General features: G+C 41.8%; 16 protein-coding genes. 3 read left to right on the plus strand and 13 right to left on the minus strand.

Features of this window, described 5'->3' with window-relative positions; genetic code table 11:
• The 7 genes from EFB00_RS02045 to EFB00_RS02075 all read right to left on the minus strand — a co-directional run bounded on the left by EFB00_RS02045 (window position 1) and on the right by EFB00_RS02075 (window position 8,643).
• Window positions 1-1,272, minus strand: a complete 1,272-nt coding sequence (locus EFB00_RS02045) for a homoserine dehydrogenase (RefSeq protein ID WP_122645272.1) — start codon at window positions 1,270-1,272, stop codon at window positions 1-3.
• 114 nt (window positions 1,273-1,386) lie between these two features.
• Window positions 1,387-1,680 carry an ArsR/SmtB family transcription factor gene (locus tag EFB00_RS02050; RefSeq protein ID WP_122645273.1) on the minus strand — a complete coding sequence of 98 codons (294 nt, stop codon included), beginning with the start codon at window positions 1,678-1,680 and terminating at the stop codon, window positions 1,387-1,389.
• A 62-nt stretch (window positions 1,681-1,742) separates the two neighbouring features.
• Window positions 1,743-3,470: a phospho-sugar mutase gene (locus tag EFB00_RS02055; RefSeq protein WP_122645274.1), complete on the minus strand. Its 1,728-nt coding sequence runs from the start codon at window positions 3,468-3,470 to the stop codon at window positions 1,743-1,745.
• Window positions 3,471-3,705: 235 nt separating this feature from the next.
• Entirely contained in the window at window positions 3,706-4,644 is a 939-nt protein-coding gene (trxB, locus tag EFB00_RS02060; protein ID WP_122645275.1) for a thioredoxin-disulfide reductase, read from the minus strand.
• Between the two features lie 115 nt (window positions 4,645-4,759).
• A complete protein-coding gene (locus EFB00_RS02065; protein ID WP_122645276.1) occupies window positions 4,760-6,541 on the minus strand; it encodes an ABC transporter ATP-binding protein in 1,782 nt (593 codons plus the stop codon).
• Window positions 6,541-8,289, minus strand: a complete 1,749-nt coding sequence (locus EFB00_RS02070; RefSeq protein ID WP_122645277.1) for an ABC transporter ATP-binding protein — start codon at window positions 8,287-8,289, stop codon at window positions 6,541-6,543. Before EFB00_RS02070 ends, EFB00_RS02065 begins: the two co-directional genes overlap by 1 nt.
• 129 nt (window positions 8,290-8,418) lie before the next feature.
• Window positions 8,419-8,643, minus strand: a complete 225-nt coding sequence (locus tag EFB00_RS02075) for a YneF family protein (RefSeq protein WP_122645278.1) — start codon at window positions 8,641-8,643, stop codon at window positions 8,419-8,421.
• Window positions 8,644-8,867: 224 nt separating this feature from the next.
• On the opposite strand from EFB00_RS02075, the gene ndk reads away from it, so the two are divergent.
• Entirely contained in the window at window positions 8,868-9,275 is a 408-nt protein-coding gene (gene ndk / locus EFB00_RS02080) for a nucleoside-diphosphate kinase (protein ID WP_122645279.1), read from the plus strand.
• Between the two features lie 93 nt (window positions 9,276-9,368).
• On the opposite strand, the gene EFB00_RS02085 is transcribed toward ndk, so the two are convergent.
• Together EFB00_RS02085 and EFB00_RS02090 are read right to left on the minus strand one after the other, a co-directional pair.
• Window positions 9,369-10,259 carry a deoxyribonuclease IV gene (locus EFB00_RS02085; protein WP_122645280.1) on the minus strand — a complete coding sequence of 297 codons (891 nt, stop codon included), beginning with the start codon at window positions 10,257-10,259 and terminating at the stop codon, window positions 9,369-9,371.
• A gap of 69 nt (window positions 10,260-10,328) precedes the next feature.
• Complete coding sequence (locus EFB00_RS02090; protein ID WP_122645281.1) at window positions 10,329-11,240, minus strand: AEC family transporter; 912 nt, start codon at window positions 11,238-11,240, stop codon at window positions 10,329-10,331.
• Window positions 11,241-11,472: 232 nt separating this feature from the next.
• Here EFB00_RS02090 and EFB00_RS02095 point away from each other — a divergent pair, with 232 nt between their 5' ends.
• Complete coding sequence (locus EFB00_RS02095; RefSeq protein ID WP_420889757.1) at window positions 11,473-13,848, plus strand: transglycosylase domain-containing protein; 2,376 nt, start codon at window positions 11,473-11,475, stop codon at window positions 13,846-13,848.
• A 64-nt stretch (window positions 13,849-13,912) separates the two neighbouring features.
• Here EFB00_RS02095 and ccpA read toward each other — a convergent pair whose 3' ends face one another.
• On the minus strand, window positions 13,913-14,914 hold the full coding sequence (gene ccpA / locus EFB00_RS02100; protein ID WP_122645283.1) for a catabolite control protein A: 1,002 nt from the start codon (window positions 14,912-14,914) through the stop codon (window positions 13,913-13,915).
• A 191-nt stretch (window positions 14,915-15,105) separates the two neighbouring features.
• Here ccpA and EFB00_RS02105 point away from each other — a divergent pair, with 191 nt between their 5' ends.
• The gene (locus EFB00_RS02105; RefSeq protein ID WP_122645284.1) at window positions 15,106-16,206 is read left to right on the plus strand and encodes a M24 family metallopeptidase; all 1,101 of its coding nucleotides are present in this window, start codon (window positions 15,106-15,108) and stop codon (window positions 16,204-16,206) included.
• A gap of 59 nt (window positions 16,207-16,265) precedes the next feature.
• Here the strand turns inward: EFB00_RS02105 and EFB00_RS02110 are convergent, their stop codons facing one another.
• The 3 genes from EFB00_RS02110 to galU all read right to left on the minus strand — a co-directional run bounded on the left by EFB00_RS02110 (window position 16,266) and on the right by galU (window position 18,458).
• On the minus strand, window positions 16,266-16,943 hold the full coding sequence (locus EFB00_RS02110; RefSeq protein WP_122645285.1) for a YtxH domain-containing protein: 678 nt from the start codon (window positions 16,941-16,943) through the stop codon (window positions 16,266-16,268).
• Window positions 16,944-16,960: 17 nt separating this feature from the next.
• The gene (locus EFB00_RS02115; protein ID WP_122645286.1) at window positions 16,961-17,410 is read right to left on the minus strand and encodes a DUF948 domain-containing protein; all 450 of its coding nucleotides are present in this window, start codon (window positions 17,408-17,410) and stop codon (window positions 16,961-16,963) included.
• 145 nt (window positions 17,411-17,555) lie between these two features.
• Window positions 17,556-18,458 (minus strand): UTP--glucose-1-phosphate uridylyltransferase GalU, encoded by a 903-nt coding sequence (galU, locus tag EFB00_RS02120; protein ID WP_122645287.1) that lies wholly within the window; start codon window positions 18,456-18,458, stop codon window positions 17,556-17,558.
• Window positions 18,459-18,465 lie beyond the last annotated feature (7 nt).

An 18,465-nucleotide genomic window follows, 5' to 3' on the forward strand; every position in this document is an offset into this window, starting at 1 on the left:
CTATTCCTCCATTATTTTCATGATACGTGCAATCGGATAAGACGGATTTTCCCTTGTAAATGATTCCAGTTGTTCTTTAAAGATCGGCTCTGTCAGTAAAGCGATCCTCGTATTGCTTGAAGAGACAAGCAGTGTTCCCGGAGCAAACAGACCCGCCTCTTCAAGGAGCTGCTGAAGTTCCCCTGAAACATCTGAAAGTTTAGAAAATTCAAAAGCCGCATAATAGCGTGCGGGAGTCGAATCTGTGCCAGCTTTCCATTTTTCCTCCGTCAATTTATAAAACGGCTCTGCCGGCAGATTGGTTTGTAGATTCTGGGCGATCGTGGCAAGATCGTTCAGCACACTGGTAGCAGTCGGTCCTGCTCCGGCTCCGGCTCCATAGTACATCGTATTGCCCATTCCAGAACTTTTGACATATACAGCGTTGTATTCATTACGGACAGCCGCTAGTGGATGACTGTGAGGTACCAGCATAGGCGCGACTTCCGCAGAAATCGTATTCCCTGTTTTTTTTGCTCGTCCGATCAATTTTACTTGATATCCAGCTTTTTTTGCCAACTGGATGTCTTCTGCATCAATATCACGAATTCCCTCAATAGACACATCAGACATTTCAAGAGATGTTCCAAAAGCAAACGCCGCCAACAGAATCGTTTTGTACCCACTGTCAAAGCCATCAACGTCATTGGTAGGATCAGATTCAGCGAATCCTTTTTGTTGGGCGTCTTTCAAACTTTCTTCATAAGATACATCTGTTTCTTCCATCTGAGTCAGCATATAATTTGTCGTTCCGTTGATGATGCCCCAAATCTCAGTGATGTCATCTGCAAGATACGCATGCTGTAATGTCCGCAAGATCGGGATACCACCGGCAACACTTGCTTCATAATAAAGAAAACGACCTTGTTCTTGTGCCAAATCCATCAATTCTTTGCCGTGCAGAGCCAATAGATCTTTATTTGCAGTCACGACATGTTTTCCATTTTTTAAAGCTGTCGCAATATAATCTTTGGCAGGATCAATCTTGCCCATGACTTCGACAATGATATCGATGGATGGATCCGCTAGGACAGCTTGAGGATCTTTAGTCAGCTGCAGATTGTATTGCTTGGCAAACGCCGCTTTTTCTGCTGGGTTACGGACAAAAGCCTTGACCACTTGCAGATCTACACCGCTTTTTTGCTTCAGAAGAGCGTGCTGTTTTGTTAAAAGCTCCACGACACCTTTTCCAACTACGCCTAAACCAAGAATCCCGATTGTTAATTTCTTCATAGTACCTCCTCACCAAAAGACGGTATAAAATCCGATCATTTTTAATATTTCATCTAGCATACCAAAATTATTTTAAAAAAACTAGGACTTTTCACAAAGAAAAGTCCTAGCGTTTTATTGATGATGGATGTGTTCAAGAGTTTGATGCAAAATATCGATTACATGATTGTCATCCAGACTATACAGTATGGTTTTGCCTTCTCGTTTTGATTTAACGATCCGCTTTTCCCGCAGCAATTTCAGCTGATGCGAAACCGCGGACTGCTCCATTTGTACGTTTGCGGCAATTGAAGTGACGTTGCGTTCTCCTTCATTTAAAGATAGAAGGATCTTTAAACGGGTCGGATCACTTAGCACTTTGTATAGTTGGCTGATTTTTTCGATATCTGTCAATGAATATTGATCCATGCTTTCCACTCCCATCAAGTCAAAAAATTTCAGCCGGTTTTTGACCCGTTATCATTTGTTTATTATTCCTTTGTGAAATCGTTGATCGCTGTTTCCAGATCGTTCACGCGTTTTTCTGCAGCTTCTTGAGAATCTGCTTTGACGCCGATATAGAATTTGATTTTTGGTTCAGTTCCGGATGGGCGAACCGCTACCCAACTTGTATCTTCCATCATGTATTTCAAAACATCAGATGGAGGTGTCGTCATTTTTTCCAAATTGCCATCTAAGCCTACACGAGTCAGCAATTTGAAATCTTCCGTTTGGATAACTGGTACACCGGCAAATTCAGATGGTGCTTCTGTCCGGAATTTGTTCATGATCTGATTGATTTTTGCTGGTCCTTCCAATCCGCTCATTGTTACAGAGATCGTTTTTTCCATGAAATAGCCGTATTCTTCAAAAATATCCTGCAAACCATCATATAATGTTTTGCCTTGTTTTTTGTAGTAAGCAGCCACTTCCGCCAACAAGATCAGCGCTTGGATCGCATCTTTGTCCCGCACGAATGGTTTGACTAGATAGCCGTAGCTTTCTTCAAATCCAAACATGAACGTTTGTGAGTGATCTTTTTCAAACTGTTTGATTTTTTCTGCGATAAATTTGAACCCAGTCAAAACGTTGATCATTTTAACTTGATAATTTTGTGCGATGACAGTCGGTAATTCACTAGATACGATCGATTTCAAAACAGCCGCATTTTCCGGCAGTGTACCGGCTTGACGATGGGCTTCTAAAATATAGCGGATCATTAGTGCACCGATTTGATTTCCTGTCAGGACTTGATAATTGCCATCAGGTAAACGCACAGCTGCCCCTAAACGATCGGCATCTGGATCAGTAGCGATCAATAGATCTGCGTCTTCTTTTTCGCCTAAACGGATCGCATATTCAAATGCTGAGTGTTCTTCTGGATTAGGAGAATGGACGGTGCGGAAATTCGGATCGGCTTCAGCCTGTTCCGGCACGATGACGAATTTTTCAAAGCCGGCTTGTTTCAATGCTTTTTCGCCCAGCATTTTACCAGTTCCGTGTAATGGTGTATAAACAAGTTTCAGGTCTTTGCCCATTTCTGCGATCAATTCTTGATCGATGGTGACAGCTTTTATTTCTTCTAAATATGGTTGATCTACTTCTTCGCCGATGATTCGGATCAAACCGCTGTGTTCAGCTTCTTCATCAGATAATACTTCGATTTCTAATGGATCGACGATTGAACGGACGAATGTTGTCAGACGATCCGCATCAGCCGGCGGCATTTGTCCGCCATCTTCGCCATAAACTTTGTAGCCGTTGTATTCCGCTGGGTTATGAGAAGCGGTGATCATGATGCCGGCAAATGCATGAAGATAACGCACTGCAAATGAAAGTTCTGGCGTTGGACGCAGACTTTCAAACACATAAGCTGGGATATCATGTTTTGCTAATGTTTTTGCTGCTTCCATCGCAAATTCCGGCGATTGGTGACGAGAATCATAAGCGATGGCTACACCGCGACGGCGTGTTTCTGGATCTTGTTCATCCATGAAAAGTGCCAATCCTTCTGTTGCCTGCCGTACAGTATAGATATTCATCCGATTGATCCCAGGTCCTAAGATTCCCCGCATACCGGCAGTTCCAAATTCTAAAGGCGCGTAAAAAGCATCTTCTAATTTTTCTGAATCATCTTGTAGTTCCTCAAGTTGTTGTTTTAGATTTTCTTCTAGATTGCTATTATTTTTCCATTGTTCATATACTTGTTGCCAAGACATGGAATAACACCTCTTTCTTTTTTACTTTTACCTTTTTAGTATAACACTCCTCTTTGTGAACGCCAACAAACAACTGTGGAACATCAAAAAAATGACAACCGCCAACTAATAAAAATACTAGTTTCGATTTACAGGATCCAAAGCCTGCGAAAAATAAAAAGACCGCTGCACAGACAGGCTTTGCAACTCTTCAAACGAGTTGTCGCAAAACCGGCTATCCAGCGGGTATCATTTATTAATTTGTAGTATTTTGTGAAGCTTCTTTATGTTCTTCTAAGAAATTGAAGACTTGTTGTCCTGCGATCCCGCCTTCACCGACAGCTGTCGTGATTTGACGCAATGTTTTTTCACGACCGTCGCCGACTGCGTAGACACCAGGTACAGAAGTCCGCATTTGGTCATCTGTAAGGATCCAGCCAGCTTCGTTAGTAACACCAAGATTTTTAACAGGTGCAGATAAAGGATCTAACCCAACATAGATGAAGATACCATTAGCAGATTCTTCATGGACTTCATTGGTCTTTAGGTTGCGCACTTTCGCACCGGTAACTACCATCTCATTGCCATGGATCTCTTCAACAACAGAATCCCACATGAATGAAATCTTTTCGTTAGCAAAAGCCCGTTCTTGGATGATTTTTTGTGCACGCAGTTCGTCTCTGCGGTGGATGATCACAACTTCTGAAGCGAATTGTGTCAAATAGATCGCTTCTTCAACCGCTGAGTCGCCGCCGCCGACAACCAATAATTTTTTATTGCGGAAAAATGCACCGTCACACACCGCACAATAAGACACACCGCGGCCGGCAAATTCTTCTTCACCAGACACGCCAAGTTTGCGATGGACACAGCCGGTAGCGATAATCACTGTTTTACCTTGGTAGCTTTCATCTTCTGTAACTACTTCTTTATAGTCGCCATGATCTACCACATCTTGAACGATCCCATAAGCGTTTTTTGTACCGAATTTTGAAACACCTTCGTACATTTTCATCGCTAATTCAGGACCCATGATCGAGTCAAAACCAGGATAGTTTTCGATTTCGGCGGTATTGTTCATTTGTCCGCCGGGAGCACCTCGTTCGATCATCAAAACAGATAGGTTTGAACGAGAAGCATAAAGCGCCGCTGTCATTCCGGCAGGTCCGGCACCAATTACGATTACATCATACATTAAAATCCCTCACTTATAATTTGTAAGCTAACTTTAGTCCAGTTTTTTCATTCTGTCTATTTTTCTGCTTACACGATCAACTAAGTTATCAAAAAAGCAGAACTTACCTTACAGATTATACCTCACTGCTTTGCAATTTGTACATATCTGCGTACAAACCGCCTTGGGCAAGCAGCTCGCTGTGATTTCCTCGTTCGATGATGTCGCCTTTATCCAATACCAAGATCAAATCAGCGTCGCGGATCGTAGAAAGACGGTGGGCGATGGCGATAGTTGTCCGCCCTTGACGCATATTCGCCAAACCTTCTTGGATCAATCCTTCTGTTTCCGTATCGATATTGGCTGTTGCTTCATCCAATACTAGAATTTTAGGATTTGTTACCATCGTTCTGGCAAATGAAATCAACTGACGCTGACCACTGGAATAGCTGGCACCCCGTTCAATCACTTTTGCATGATAACCGCCAGGTAAGTTTTGGATGAAACGATCGGCTTGAACAAAACGGGCAGCTTCTTCGATTTGTGCATCGGTGATCTCTTTATTCAACAGCCGGATATTATCAGAGATATCCCCGTAAAACATGAAAGCATCTTGGAGCACTAACCCGACTTTCTGACGGATCTCCTCCATCGGAAATTCCCGAATATCTTTGCCGTCGATCAAGATCTGTCCTTCACTGAATTCATAAAAGCGCATCAAAACATTGATGATGGAACTTTTTCCGCTACCGGTATGACCGACTAACGCGACCGTCTGACCGGGTTTTGCCACAAAGGAAATATTGTTCAATACATTATGTTTGCCGTCATAAGAAAAGCTGACATTGCGAAATTCGATCTCTCCGTCTTTGATAGTTTCCTTCGCATCAGGTGCTTGTTGCGGCGCGGCTTCTTCATTGTCCATGATCTTCAAGATCCGACTGCCTGCTACCATCCCGTCAGTAAAGACACTCAAAAAGTCCATCATTTGTGTCATCGGATTGAAAAACCCTTGGACATACGTAGTAAAAGCATATATCAAACCAACTTCTACTGGTGAATGCAGCGCATCAAAACCGAATAAAGCTAATGACAACGCAATGGCAATCGCGTAAAGAAAATTGATGATAGGCGCTAGCAAAAGCGAGTTGGTTTTGATCATATCAAAGCGGGTTTTCAAATAGTCGTTGTTGATATCTTCAAATTCTTGATTCAACCGGGCTTCTTGTCTAAATTGTTGAATGATCTGCATCCCAGAAATCGATTCATTGAGTTTCGTATTCAACTGACTCAATTTTTCCCGCATTTGGCGATAGATCCGAGAGCTGTATTTTTGATAGTACCAAATAACCACCAGCAGAATCGGCAGAAACAACAGGTTTGCCAAAGCGATGCGGGGACTGATCTGGAACATCGCGATAAACGATGAGACCACCGCGAATAGCCCTGTCAGAACCATCAAAAACACGTACCAAAATTCAAACAGTGTTTCCGTATCATTCGTTACCCGTGAAACGATGGAACCTGCCGGTGTCTGATCGAAATAACGCATCCCTAATGTATGCAGTTTTTCAAAAAGTTTCACGCGAATATATTGAAATGTTTTCAATGATGCCATGGAATATAAAAACCACTGAAAAAACCAAATGATCGATTTGATAATGACACCGAATAAATAAAGTGCCGCAAAAAACAAGATGATCTGTGTTGTTGCTGATTTATCTGTCAAATAATCGTCCATAAAGACTTGGATGATCCGAGGCAGAATGATATTAACGATGGACAACGCCAACGCAAAAAGGATCGCGATAAAGAAAGTTTTGCGAAATGGTTTTGCGAAAACGAACAACCGTTTGATGATGGTCTTCTGCTCTTTGAATGAGAGAGATTTTGACCATTCGGATTGATTCTGTTCCATTATTCTCCTCCTTCGATTTTTGCTTCTAGCTGTTGTTTGTCCCACATCCGTTTATACCAGCCGTTTAATGCCAGTAATTCCCCATGGGTCCCTCGTTCGATGATCCGTCCTTCATCCAATACTAAAATCTGTTTAGCATGCATCACACTGCTCAAACGGTGTGCCGCGATGATCGTAGTTTTGTCTTTACGGAAGGTTCGCATGTTTTGCAGGATGGCTTCTTCAGTCTTAGCGTCCACAGCAGACAGCGCATCGTCTAGGATCAACAGTTCAGGATCGACAGCTAATGCGCGGGCGATGGAGATCCGCTGTTTTTGTCCTCCTGAAAGAGAAACACCGCGTTCCCCTACCATCGTGTCATATCCTTCCGGCAGATCTTTGATATCCTCATGGATCACCGCCAATGATGCTGCCTGCTCCACGTCTTCTTGCGTATCATGAGGATTAGCAAAACGGATATTGTCCCGAATCGTCATAGAAAATAGAAAGTGATCTTGCGGTACATAACCGATTGAATGCAACAATGCGTTCAAGGAATAATCCTTGATATCATGGTCGCCAAAACGGATCGCTCCTTGGTATTCATCATATTCCCGCATCAACAGTTTCAAAATCGTGGTCTTGCCGGCACCAGTCTTCCCTACGATTCCTAACGTGTCTCCTTTTTTAAGAATAAATTTGATTTGTTCCAAGGTTGCTTTTTCATCGTCTGGATATTCAAAAGCCGCAATCTCCATTGAGATATCGCCTTGAGCCGGTGAAGTTACAGCGTCAGCTTTTTCAATAATGTGGGTACGTTCACCTAATAATTCCGATACACGATCGTAGCTGGCGTTCCCCCGTTCCAAAATATTGAACAGCCGACCGATCGCAAACATCGGCCATACCAGCATCCCGATATAACTGATAAATGATACCAATTGTCCAATAGTGATGGTATCTTCCATGATAAATTTTCCGCCGAGAATGATCGTGATCACATATGATATCCCAATGATGACTGTGATGAAGGGATCAAACAACGCGTCAAGGAAGTTCACTCGGCGGTTTTTTGTGATGGCATTGTCGATTTTGGTACTGAAATCAGCCAAATCTTCTTCTTCTTGACCGAAAGTTTTCAACACCTTCATCCCAGTGATACTTTCTTGCGTCTTATCGTTGATAGTGGAAAACGCTTCTTGCGCTTCACGGAATGCTTCATGGAGCCGCGAACCCAATATGCGAGAAGTCAGTGCCAATAGCGGCAGCGGCAGCAATGCGATCAGTGTTAGACGCCAATCGATAAACAAAACCATCGCGACGATCGTTATCCCGCCGGTAATGAATGAATCAGCAAATGTTAAGATCCCGGCACCAGCCACATTTTGAATGGCGTTCAAGTCATTTGTAGCATGAGCCATCAAGTCGCCGGTTCGATGCTTTTGATAAAATTCGTGGTCCATCTTAGTAAAATGATCAAATAACTGACGGCGCAGATCTTTTTCCAGACGAGCGGCGCTTCCCCAAATATTCGTCCGCCAAATGTAACGAAAAACATATTGAGCGACAGCAGCTACTAATAAAATCACGATCCAAAACACGATCACATTGATATGGATACTGTCTTCCGCGATTTCGTCGATAATGATCCCAATGACTTTGGGCGGTACCAGCTGGACAAACGCCACCAAAATCAAAAAGCCGACACCTAAGATATAGTGTTTCTTTTCTTTTTTGAAAAACCAACTTAGTTTCCTAAATATAGACATTTTTTTCTCCTTTTTAACACTCACCCTAACAGGCTTGAATTTTCTGAATAGTCTTGCAAATTGAGCTAATAAAAAACGGGCTAATCCTCAGCCCGTTTAAAAGTCACATTATGCCTTGAAAAACAACGATTATTTCTTCGATTGATTTTTCATTTGCTGCATCATCTGACGAATTTTCTTCTCAGATGGTTTCTGCCCCATAGACATCATCATTGTTCGTAACATATCCTCATTAACGGGAGGATTTTTTTCTAAATAGTCCTTCATATATTTACGCGCCAAAAAGAACCCGCCGACAGCGCCGATAACTAATGCGATAACTGCGATTAATACAACGATTCCTGTTGATACCATATAAATCTCTCCTTTCTCTTGTAGTCTCATTGAGTTATTTTACTAGATATCGCCTCAAAAGAAAAGGCGTTTACTTAAATTAGTCAGAGTTTTTTTGCGAAAAGATCTGTCCTTTTCTTAGGTTATTCACGATATTCTATAGAACAGTGGTCTAAAAATATTTAGAAATCGTTTTCAATATATTCGAAACATGTTATGCTAATAAAAACAGCGAGGTGATGCAGATGGAACAAACTTTAGTAATCATCAAACCAGACGGTGTCAAAAGAAAGCTCATCGGTCGAATCATTCAGCGTTTTGAAGATCGCAAGCTGACGATCCTCAAAATGCGACAAGGTACATTATCCCGCGATTTGGCAAAAGAACATTATCAGCATCTAGCGGAGAAACCTTTTTTCCATGAAATTCTAGATTACATGACTTCTGGACCTGTCGTTTTTATCGTTTTAGAGGGCGAACAAGCGATCGAAATGGTCCGTAAGATGGTGGGAAAAACCAATGCGTTAGAAGCAGATCCCGGCACGATCCGCGGTGATTTCGCCACGAACAAGTCGGAAAATATCGTCCATGCTTCTGATTGCGAAGAGGCCGCAACAATAGAGATCCAACGTTTTTTCGGTAGTTCAATGTAGAACTCAATCGACAGTCATGATATCAAAAGCCGCCCAGTATCTACTGGACGGCTTTTAAATATAGGTGATCATTTTTATAGCTAACGCTCATTTTCAGCTTTGAAGGATTTTTTCCAATAGATTCGGATCGAATGTTTGATTACGGAGCATCTCGATCTCAAAGCCATATGGCGCTTTTTTGTTCTTTTTGTCTTCGCCGACATACGGAGTTTCCAAGATTTTCGGCAGTTCTTTTAATTGTTCGTGATGAACGATATAATTCAACGCGTCAAAACCGATCGTTCCAAACCCGATATTGGCATGACGGTCTTTATGAGAGCCTTGGGGATTTTTTGAATCATTGACGTGAATGACCTTCAAGCGATCCAATCCGATGATCCGATCAAATTCCTCCAAGACACTGTCAAAATCTTCTTTGACGTTATAACCGGCATCATTTGTGTGGCAAGTATCAAATGTTACTGAAAGTTTTTCGTTCAACACAACACCGTCGATGATCGTTGCTAATTCTTCAAAAGTCCTTCCCAGCTCTGTTCCTTTACCCGCCATAGTTTCCAGTGCGATTTGCGGGATCTGATCACGCTCTAAGACTTCATTCAGACCTTTGATGATCTGTTGCAGACCGGCGTCGACTCCTGCACCGACATGAGCACCTGGATGCAATGTGATTTGTTTTGCCCCTAATGCTTGCGCTCGTTGGATCTCTCCACGTAAAAATTCCACCGCAAAGCCAAAGTTTTCCGGTTTTATCGTATTGCCTAAATTGATGATATACGGTGCATGCACTACAATATTGCTCAATCCATTTTCCGCCATGAATTGGCTGCCAGCTTCGATATTCAGCTCTTCAATCGGTTTGCGCCGTGTATTTTGCGGTGCTCCCGTATAGATCATAAAAGTCGTTGCCTGATAGCTGGCCGCTTCTTCTGCCGCTCCCAGCAACATTTTTTTTCCGCTCATTGAAACATGTGAACCAATCAACATCTTTTTTCCTCCCTCATTCGCATACCTTTGTATTATGGATAAAAAAACGCGGCATGCCAATTTTTTTGCTTAGAATCCGCCTAAAAACAATAACACAAGTGTCATCAAGACTAAACTGATCAAAAAGCTGACGGAAGAGCAGAACCCGACGATCTCTTCTTCGATCCCAGCCAGAACAGCATTGATAACATTGAATGTGGCGATCGGCGCTACTGCCAACAGACATAAAACCAACCGTACCAGCTGCGGCAGTGGCAGCCACAAGAAAAGAACGATCAATAACAAACCGATACCGTATCGTAAAAGCAGGCTTTGAACAACAAGTTTTTGTGCGCTTTTCGGCAACCGCAGTTCTAAATAAAGCCCAATCATAAACATCGACAAAAAAGTATTGGCCCCGGCAATCGGCTGTAAAACAGTCAGCAAAGCGCTTGGCAGATCCACCGAACCCAGCCGCAATAAAAGCATCACTAGATAAGCGGTATAAGGGATCGAACGAAACAGCTTGAGCAGAACGCTCTTAAGATCAAAGGTCTTATTTTTCCCCACCAACTGATCTACTAGGACTGTCGTACCGCCTGCCAGCATGATGCTGTTGCCTAGATCGAACATTGAGATCAATGGGATCCCGATCGGCAGAAAGCTCTGGACAAAAGGCAATGTGAAATTGCCGATATTGAAACCTGAACCCATGTACATCATAAACTCCTGTTTCAATGCCGCTTCTTTCCGCATAAGTCCCCAACTGATGCCGATCTGTAAAACGGTCAATCCGATACCTAATACTATCAGCAGCAATAACCCCGTTTCGATCTTCAACGCCGCAAAATTGACGATGATCGTTGCCGGTAAAGTGATCGTTAAAATAATTGTAGAAAGCGTTGTGCCATCTGCTTTAGATAAAATATTTAAGCGCTTTAAAAAATAACCTAAAAAAATAATTGCAAATAATCCTAACGCATTGATCAAAATCGTCCCCATACCTGCTCCTTTTCTTTCACCCGAACCAGCTCCAGATCTCGCTGATCAGTGTTCACCCGCACCGCTCTTATTGAAAGATCAACTACCTGAAAGATCAACTGCGGCGCTTTACTTTTCATCTTAACTGAAAACTACTGGGAATTAAAGCCTTGCCAATTGATTTATTTAACAATTTCTAAGCATTTTACAAGAAGACAGTGTTGCCTATTCATTTAGAACGATTTTTGCTATAATAACACGGTACACAAATAAAACTGAGGTGAAAATCGTGCCCCAAAATGGTAAAAGAACACAAAAACCTTTTTCTGAAAAGAGAAAAGGTTGGTTTTATTTCAATATTAGTTTACGCGTATTACATGCTTTATTACTAGTCGGTGTTTCTTTTTTGATTATTGGTACTGCCTTGTTTGCAGGTATCGGTGCCGGCTATTTTGCTTACTTAGTAGAGGACACACCTACACCTACCAAAGCGGATTTGCAAAAATCATTGGGGGATATTTCTGAGACTTCAAAGCTGACTTATGCTGATAATCAAGAAATCGCCACGATCCGCTCGGATTTGATGCGGACGACCGTAAAGTCGGATCAGATTTCTGATTTGATCAAAAAAGCCATCATTTCTACCGAAGACGAATATTTTTATCAACATAACGGAGTCGTGCCTAAAGCAGTTGTCCGAGCATTGCTTTCCGAAGCGATCGGTTTTGGCGGAGGCGGCGGATCGACGTTGACTCAACAATTGGTAAAACAGCAAGTCTTAACCAGCGAAACCACCTTTAAACGGAAAGCTAACGAAATCCTATTGGCAATGGAGGTTGAGAAATTTTTCAGTAAAGATGAGATCGTGACCCTTTATTTGAACGTCTCTCCTTTTGGACGCAATAACAAAGGTCAAAATATCGCGGGTGTCCAAGAAGCCGCAAAAGGAATCTTCGGCAAAGACGCCAAAGATGTCAATTTGGCTCAAGCCGCGTTTATTGCAGGATTGCCGCAAAGTCCTATCATTTATAGTCCTTATGACAACACCGGTAAGATCAAAGAAAATCTGTCAGCCGGCTTAGAGCGGAAAGATTTTGTCTTATTCAGTATGTATCGCAATCATGAGATCTCTAAAAAAGAATACGAAGAAGCCAAAAAATATGATCTGAAAAAAGATTTCATCAAACAGCAGGAAGTATCTGCTTCTGCTGATCATGGCTATCTATATTATACTGTTTTAGGGAAAGCACAATCGATCTTAGCCAAACAAATGGCAACAGAAGATAAGCTGTCAACTGAAGAATACAACAAAGAAGAAAATCAACAGAAATATCTGGAACGTGCACAAAATGAATTGGTAAACGGCGGCTACACCGTGAAATCAACGATCGATAAATCTATCTATGACGCGATGCAAAAAGCGGTAGATGATTATGGGTACCTTTTAGATACGTATAACGGCAGTCCAGAAGTCGGGAATATTCTTATGGATAACCGTACCGGTAAAGTCTTAGGTTTTGTGGGCGGTCGTGATTTTGCTGAAAATCAAAACAATCACGCTTTTGATACGAAACGTCCTGCCGGTTCGTCCATCAAACCAATGCTGGTCTACGGACCGGCGATCGATCAAGGTCTGATTGGAACTGAGACCCGGATTTCTGACTACCCTACTACTTGGCAAGGCGGAAAAAATAGCGGTGATGATATCGTAAATGCTACCAACAAAGGCTCCAAAACCTTCCAAACAGTCCGGGAAGCATTGAACGAATCGACGAATATCCCTGCTTATCACGTCTATCAAGATTTACAGAAAAATACCAGTGCTGATTTTGCTTACGAAAATTATTTGAAGAAAATGAATTATACGAACTATCCGGAATGGAGTTATGAATCCGCACCGCTAGGACCGATGGATGTATCCACTCTGGAACAGACCAATGGATTCCAAACATTGGCTAACGGCGGCGTCTATCAAGAAGGCTACTTCATTGAGTCCATCACGGATAATCAAGGCAATGTCGTTTACAAACATGAAGAAAAACCGGTACAAGTCTATTCCAAAGCCACTGCTTCTATCATGAACAATCTGATGCGCAGTGTGTTGGATGCTCAGATCACCACTCCCTTCAAATCTGCGGTCAACAGCCTTAACTGGGACTTGGCAAAAGCCGACTGGATCGGTAAGACAGGTTCTTCTGACTACTATAAAGATTCTTGGCTGGTGGTTTCTACACCGTCGATCACTCTCAGCAGCTGGGCTGGATTTGACGATCAAACCATCAAAAATGATCAAAACGCCGGGCAAAGGACAGGAACGTATCTCGCTAATCTCGCCAATCGGATCTATATGGCGAATCCGGATGTTTTTGGGATCGACCAGAAATTTACGCTGGATAACAGTGTTCATAAAGAAAAAGTCTCCAAATTTACTGGCACTTTACCAGGCAGAGCGACAAATAACAATCGTACATTCCAAACACCGCAAGATACGGTTACTTCTTATTGGGCAAAAGATAATGTTCCTGAAGCAAGCTTTAAATTCGGGATCGGCGGTACTAATGCCAATTATCTAGATTATTGGAACAAAGCTAATCGCAGTACTTCCACTTCAAGATCTCAAAATAATTAGAGCCTAACAAAAAAGGTCTCCCGCTTGAAAATCAGCGGGAGACCTTTTTATTTAATTCAGGAAATTATTTTGTTGAACCTTTTTCATCGATACCGTAAGGAAGAATAATTGTTTTTTCTTCAACTTCTTCTTTATTCATCAATTTTGTCAACAAACGCATCGATACAGCACCGATGTCATATAATGGTTGAGTGATACTTGATAATTGTGGACGAGCAACTTCTGTCAGCAGTGAGTTGTTGCTGGTCAAAATTTCAAAGTCTTCAGGAACTTTCACGCCTTCATCCAATAAACCGTCTAATAACCCGATCGCCAATTCGTCATCTGTGACAAATGCAGCTGTCGCGCCGCTGTTGCGGATACGAGAAACTAATGACAAACCGTCTTTGAAGTTGTATTTTGCTTCGAATACCAAGCCTTCATTGTAAGATAATCCGTTTTCTTCCAAGGCTTCTTTATAGCCGTTCAAACGATTTTGACCGTTGATTGGATCGATCAATGCACCGCTGATAAACGCGATTTTCTTATTGCCGTTTTTCGCTAATGTATTGACTGCGTCTTTTGTCGCGTTTTGATAATCGATATTGACACTGCCGACTTGTTCGTCAGGATCGATCGAACCTGCCAACACAACTGGTGTTTTTGAACGAGAAAATTCGCCACGGATCTCATCTGTGATATGATGACCCATGAAGATTACGCCGTCTACTTGTTTTGCCAATAAATTATTCAGTACGTTGACTTCTTTTTGATTGTCGCCGTCTGAATTTGCCAAAATAATATTGTATTTGTACATTGTTGCCACGTCATCGATCCCGCGAGCCAATGAAGCGAAATACATATTGCTTACATCGGGGATGATCACGCCGACAGTTGTTGTTTTTTTGCTTGCTAATCCGCGGGCAACCGCATTTGGACGATAATCCAAACGATCGATCACTTCTAAGACTTTCTTGCGTGTAGCAGGTTTTACATTCGGGTTACCATTTACGACACGTGAAACTGTAGCCATAGACACATTTGCTTCACGAGCAACATCATAAATCGTAATTGTCTGTTTTTCCATTTTATTATTTCTCCTATTCAGTTGTTTTCAGAAAATGCCATTTACATTTCTTTGTAAGAATATCATGTTATTTGCAAGAATGCAACCGTTTTAATTTAGTTTTCATGAAAATTATGTTTTTATTTCAAATATTCCTTTTGAGGATTTAGTGGTAAAATAAAAGTATTCACTCTTGGAAAGAAGGAAAAAAGATGAATCAAACAAAAATACAAGAATTGCGGCAATGGATGTCAGAACAGCAATCGGATCTTGCTTATATCAGCGATCCCGGCCATATCGCCTACTTTTCAGGCTATTCAAGTGATCCTCATGAACGAGTGCTTGCACTTTTTGTCCCATTGAACAAAGATCCCTTTTTATTCACACCCGCTTTGGAAGTCGAAGACGCTCAAAACAGCGGCTGGGCTTTTGATGTAGTCGGTTATCTGGACAGTGAAGATCCTTGGAAAAAAATCGCTCACGAAATCACGACACGCTACGGCAATCCGCAAAAAATCAGTTTGGAAAAAAACGCGTTGACTGTTGATCGTTTTGAAAAGCTGCGGGAATATTTTTCTGCTGATTTTTCTACGGATGTGACACCAGTTATCCAACGGTTGCAGTTGATCAAAACAAAAAATGAGATCAATACCCTGCTGGAAGCTGGAAATTGGGCAGATGTCGCGTTTGAGATTGGATTTGGCGCTGTCAAAGAAGGCGCGAAAGAACAAGAAATCGTAGCTGAGATCGAATACCAATTGAAACGTCGCGGCGTTTCGTCAATGAGTTTTGATACATTGGTCTTGACTGGAGATAACGCAGCCAGTCCTCATGGAAATCCCGGCAGCACTGCTGTTCAAGCCCATGACTTGGTGTTATTCGACTTAGGAGTCATCTGGAAAGGTTATTGCAGCGATGCTACCCGAACTGTCGCTTTCAAAGAACCTACCGCTTTCCAAAAAGAAATCTATCAATTGGTACTAGACGCACAGCTTGCGGCGACAGCTGCGGTAAAACCTGGGATCACCGCTGGAGAATTAGATGCAGTGGCGCGGAAAGTCATTGAAGACGCCGGCTATGGTGAATATTTCAATCACCGTCTAGGACACGGCATCGGCACAACAGTTCATGAATATCCTTCTCTTGTGGAAGGAAATGATCTCGTCATCGAAGAAGGAATGTGTTTCTCTTTAGAACCAGGCATCTATATTCCAAATAAAGTCGGTGTGCGGATCGAAGATTGCGTATATGTCACTAAAGACGGCTGTCAACCGTTCACGACAACAAGCAAAGAATTGACCATTATCGAGTAATCCGAAAAAACGGCGTTCCGTAAAGGAGCGCCGTTTTTGTCTTTGTCTATAGCTATTGATTAAGCTTCTGGATTGCTTTTTTCCAATTCATCTTTCAAAATTTCTTTTGATTTTTTGAAATCAGAAACTGTATCTTCTTTATCAGACCAATCAGATTTTTCGCTTTTCACTTCATCTTTTACTTCTTTTGCAGTGTCTGCAGCTGCGTCTTTCGTGGTTTTTTTGACATCTTCTACGATTGGTTTTGCTTCTTTAGCGCCTTCTTTGATTGTATCCTTCATATCACCAGCAGTATCTTTCACATCGATAAAGATATCTTGAGCATCTTCTTTAGCTTCATCCATCACAGAACTGCTGTCAGATTTCAACTCGTCTGCTGATTTTTTGAAACGTTCAGAAAGATCGCCAGTATGTTTTTTGAATTTCTCAGCAACATCTTCAGTCGAATCTTGCAAATCTCCTGCTGACCGTTTTGCTTTTGATTTGATCGTGCCAGCTACTTCTTCGGCTTGCTTAGAAAGGGTATTAGCTTTTTCTTTTGCGATTTCTGACAGATCGCCGGTTTTTTCTTTCGCATAATCTGTATAATCTGACGCTTTGTCCATCAAATCATCTTTTTGTGCCGCTAATTTCGTACGTAATATCTTCCCTGATTCTGGTGCCAACAACAATGCTGCGATCGCCGCTGCCGTTCCGCCAATTACCGCTCCTAATAAAAATCCGCCTTTTTTACTCATAGTTTTCCCTCCATTTTTTATTGGTTTGTTTTATTCCGTTGTTTGAAAAATTTCATCGCTGTTTGTCCAACCTTGCCAGCGACAGTTGCTTGAGCAGTCGTTTTCCCTACTGATCCTACTCTGCTTACGAGATGTTTTCCTGAACGATTCAGATCTGATACGCTTTCGCTCAAATCAGCGACTGCTGTAAATAATGGATCGATCGTCGCTACTTTACCGTTGACGTCATTTAGTAAAGTATTGGTTTTTACTAACAACCCCTCGACTTCGCTTGATAGTACATCTACATCTTTTGTTACGATTCGTATCGTGTTGTTTGCTTCCGATACTGTTGTATTGACTTTTTCTACTGCTTGGTTGATCCCGTCAACTGTTTTTGAAAATTGCATCAACAGTCTGATGATAAACACAACCAGCACAGCAAATGCGATAGCTGCGATCAAGGCAGCAATTTCTCCACCGCTCATAGTTTATCTCCCTTCCTAAGATCTTACTTTAAGGATAGCATTTCATATTTTTTTACACAAATAAAAAACAACGACTTTTTCGAATTTAACGCCCTAAAAGAAAGAAAACCGTTACAGATAAGCTCTATAACGGTTTTTTAAAAAGTTATTTTGTTTTCTTTGGTGCTGGATTTTCTTCAGATAATTCTTTTCCCAACTCGATAATGAAGTTCCGCAGATCATCTTTGACTTCTGGATGTTTCAAGCCGTATTCGATGCTGGTCTTCATAAAACCGAATTTATCTCCCACATCAAAACGTTTGCCTTTGAATTCGTGGGCAAAAACGCGTTGCGTTTTATTCAATGTATCGATGGCATCTGTTAATTGGATCTCATTGCCGGCACCAGGTTTTTGATGTTGTAAAATATCAAAGATCTCCGGAGTCAACAGGTAGCGGCCAATGATCGCCAGGTCACTTGGTGCTTTATCTGGAGATGGTTTTTCTACAAAGTTTTTGACATTGTATAAACCTGATTGTACTTCTTCTCCAGGATTGATGATCCCATATTTTGATGTATCTTCATGAGGGACTTTCATTACCGCGATCGTTGAAGCATGGGTTTTTTCGTAATCATTGATCAATTGTTTGGTCAATGGGATCTTGTCTTCCATCAAGTCGTCTCCCAACATCACGATAAACGGTTCATTGCCTACAAAAGCACGTGCTTGCAAGACAGCATGACCTAATCCGCGGGGATGAGATTGACGAATGAAATGCAGATTGACATCTGTGGTTTCTTCTACCAATTTCAACAGTTCTGTTTTGCCTTTTTCTTTTAGATTGGTTTCTAATTCGATATTGGCATCAAAGTGGTCTTCGATTGGGCGCTTTGCTTTTCCAGTAACGATCAAGATATCTTCGATCCCTGATTTCAATGCTTCTTCTACGATAAATTGAATCGTTGGTTTATCCACGATCGGCAACATTTCTTTGGCCATCGCTTTTGTCGCAGGCAGAAAACGCGTACCTAGTCCTGCTGCTGGAATTACTGCTTTTTTAACTTTCATTTTTTTT

This window comes from Enterococcus mediterraneensis, assembly GCF_900604485.1.
Taxonomy (GTDB): domain Bacteria; phylum Bacillota; class Bacilli; order Lactobacillales; family Enterococcaceae; genus Enterococcus_C; species Enterococcus_C mediterraneensis.

What these genes read in the sequence shown, in the direction of transcription:
- EFB00_RS02055 (WP_122645274.1), bottom strand. Translation starts at nt 3,470, where the DNA reads ATGTCTTGGCAACAAGTATATGAACAATGGAAAAATAATAGCAATCTA.
- EFB00_RS02070 (WP_122645277.1), bottom strand. Translation starts at nt 8,289, where the DNA reads ATGTCTATATTTAGGAAACTAAGTTGGTTTTTCAAAAAAGAAAAGAAA.
- trxB (WP_122645275.1), bottom strand. Translation starts at nt 4,644, where the DNA reads ATGTATGATGTAATCGTAATTGGTGCCGGACCTGCCGGAATGACAGCG.
- EFB00_RS02090 (WP_122645281.1), bottom strand. Translation starts at nt 11,240, where the DNA reads ATGGGGACGATTTTGATCAATGCGTTAGGATTATTTGCAATTATTTTT.
- ndk (WP_122645279.1), top strand. Translation starts at nt 8,868, where the DNA reads ATGGAACAAACTTTAGTAATCATCAAACCAGACGGTGTCAAAAGAAAG.
- EFB00_RS02045 (WP_122645272.1), bottom strand. Translation starts at nt 1,272, where the DNA reads ATGAAGAAATTAACAATCGGGATTCTTGGTTTAGGCGTAGTTGGAAAA.
- galU (WP_122645287.1), bottom strand. Translation starts at nt 18,458, where the DNA reads ATGAAAGTTAAAAAAGCAGTAATTCCAGCAGCAGGACTAGGTACGCGT.
- EFB00_RS02085 (WP_122645280.1), bottom strand. Translation starts at nt 10,259, where the DNA reads ATGTTGATTGGTTCACATGTTTCAATGAGCGGAAAAAAAATGTTGCTG.
- EFB00_RS02110 (WP_122645285.1), bottom strand. Translation starts at nt 16,943, where the DNA reads ATGAGTAAAAAAGGCGGATTTTTATTAGGAGCGGTAATTGGCGGAACG.
- ccpA (WP_122645283.1), bottom strand. Translation starts at nt 14,914, where the DNA reads ATGGAAAAACAGACAATTACGATTTATGATGTTGCTCGTGAAGCAAAT.
- EFB00_RS02115 (WP_122645286.1), bottom strand. Translation starts at nt 17,410, where the DNA reads ATGAGCGGTGGAGAAATTGCTGCCTTGATCGCAGCTATCGCATTTGCT.
- EFB00_RS02065 (WP_122645276.1), bottom strand. Translation starts at nt 6,541, where the DNA reads ATGGAACAGAATCAATCCGAATGGTCAAAATCTCTCTCATTCAAAGAG.
- EFB00_RS02105 (WP_122645284.1), top strand. Translation starts at nt 15,106, where the DNA reads ATGAATCAAACAAAAATACAAGAATTGCGGCAATGGATGTCAGAACAG.
- EFB00_RS02050 (WP_122645273.1), bottom strand. Translation starts at nt 1,680, where the DNA reads ATGGATCAATATTCATTGACAGATATCGAAAAAATCAGCCAACTATAC.
- EFB00_RS02075 (WP_122645278.1), bottom strand. Translation starts at nt 8,643, where the DNA reads ATGGTATCAACAGGAATCGTTGTATTAATCGCAGTTATCGCATTAGTT.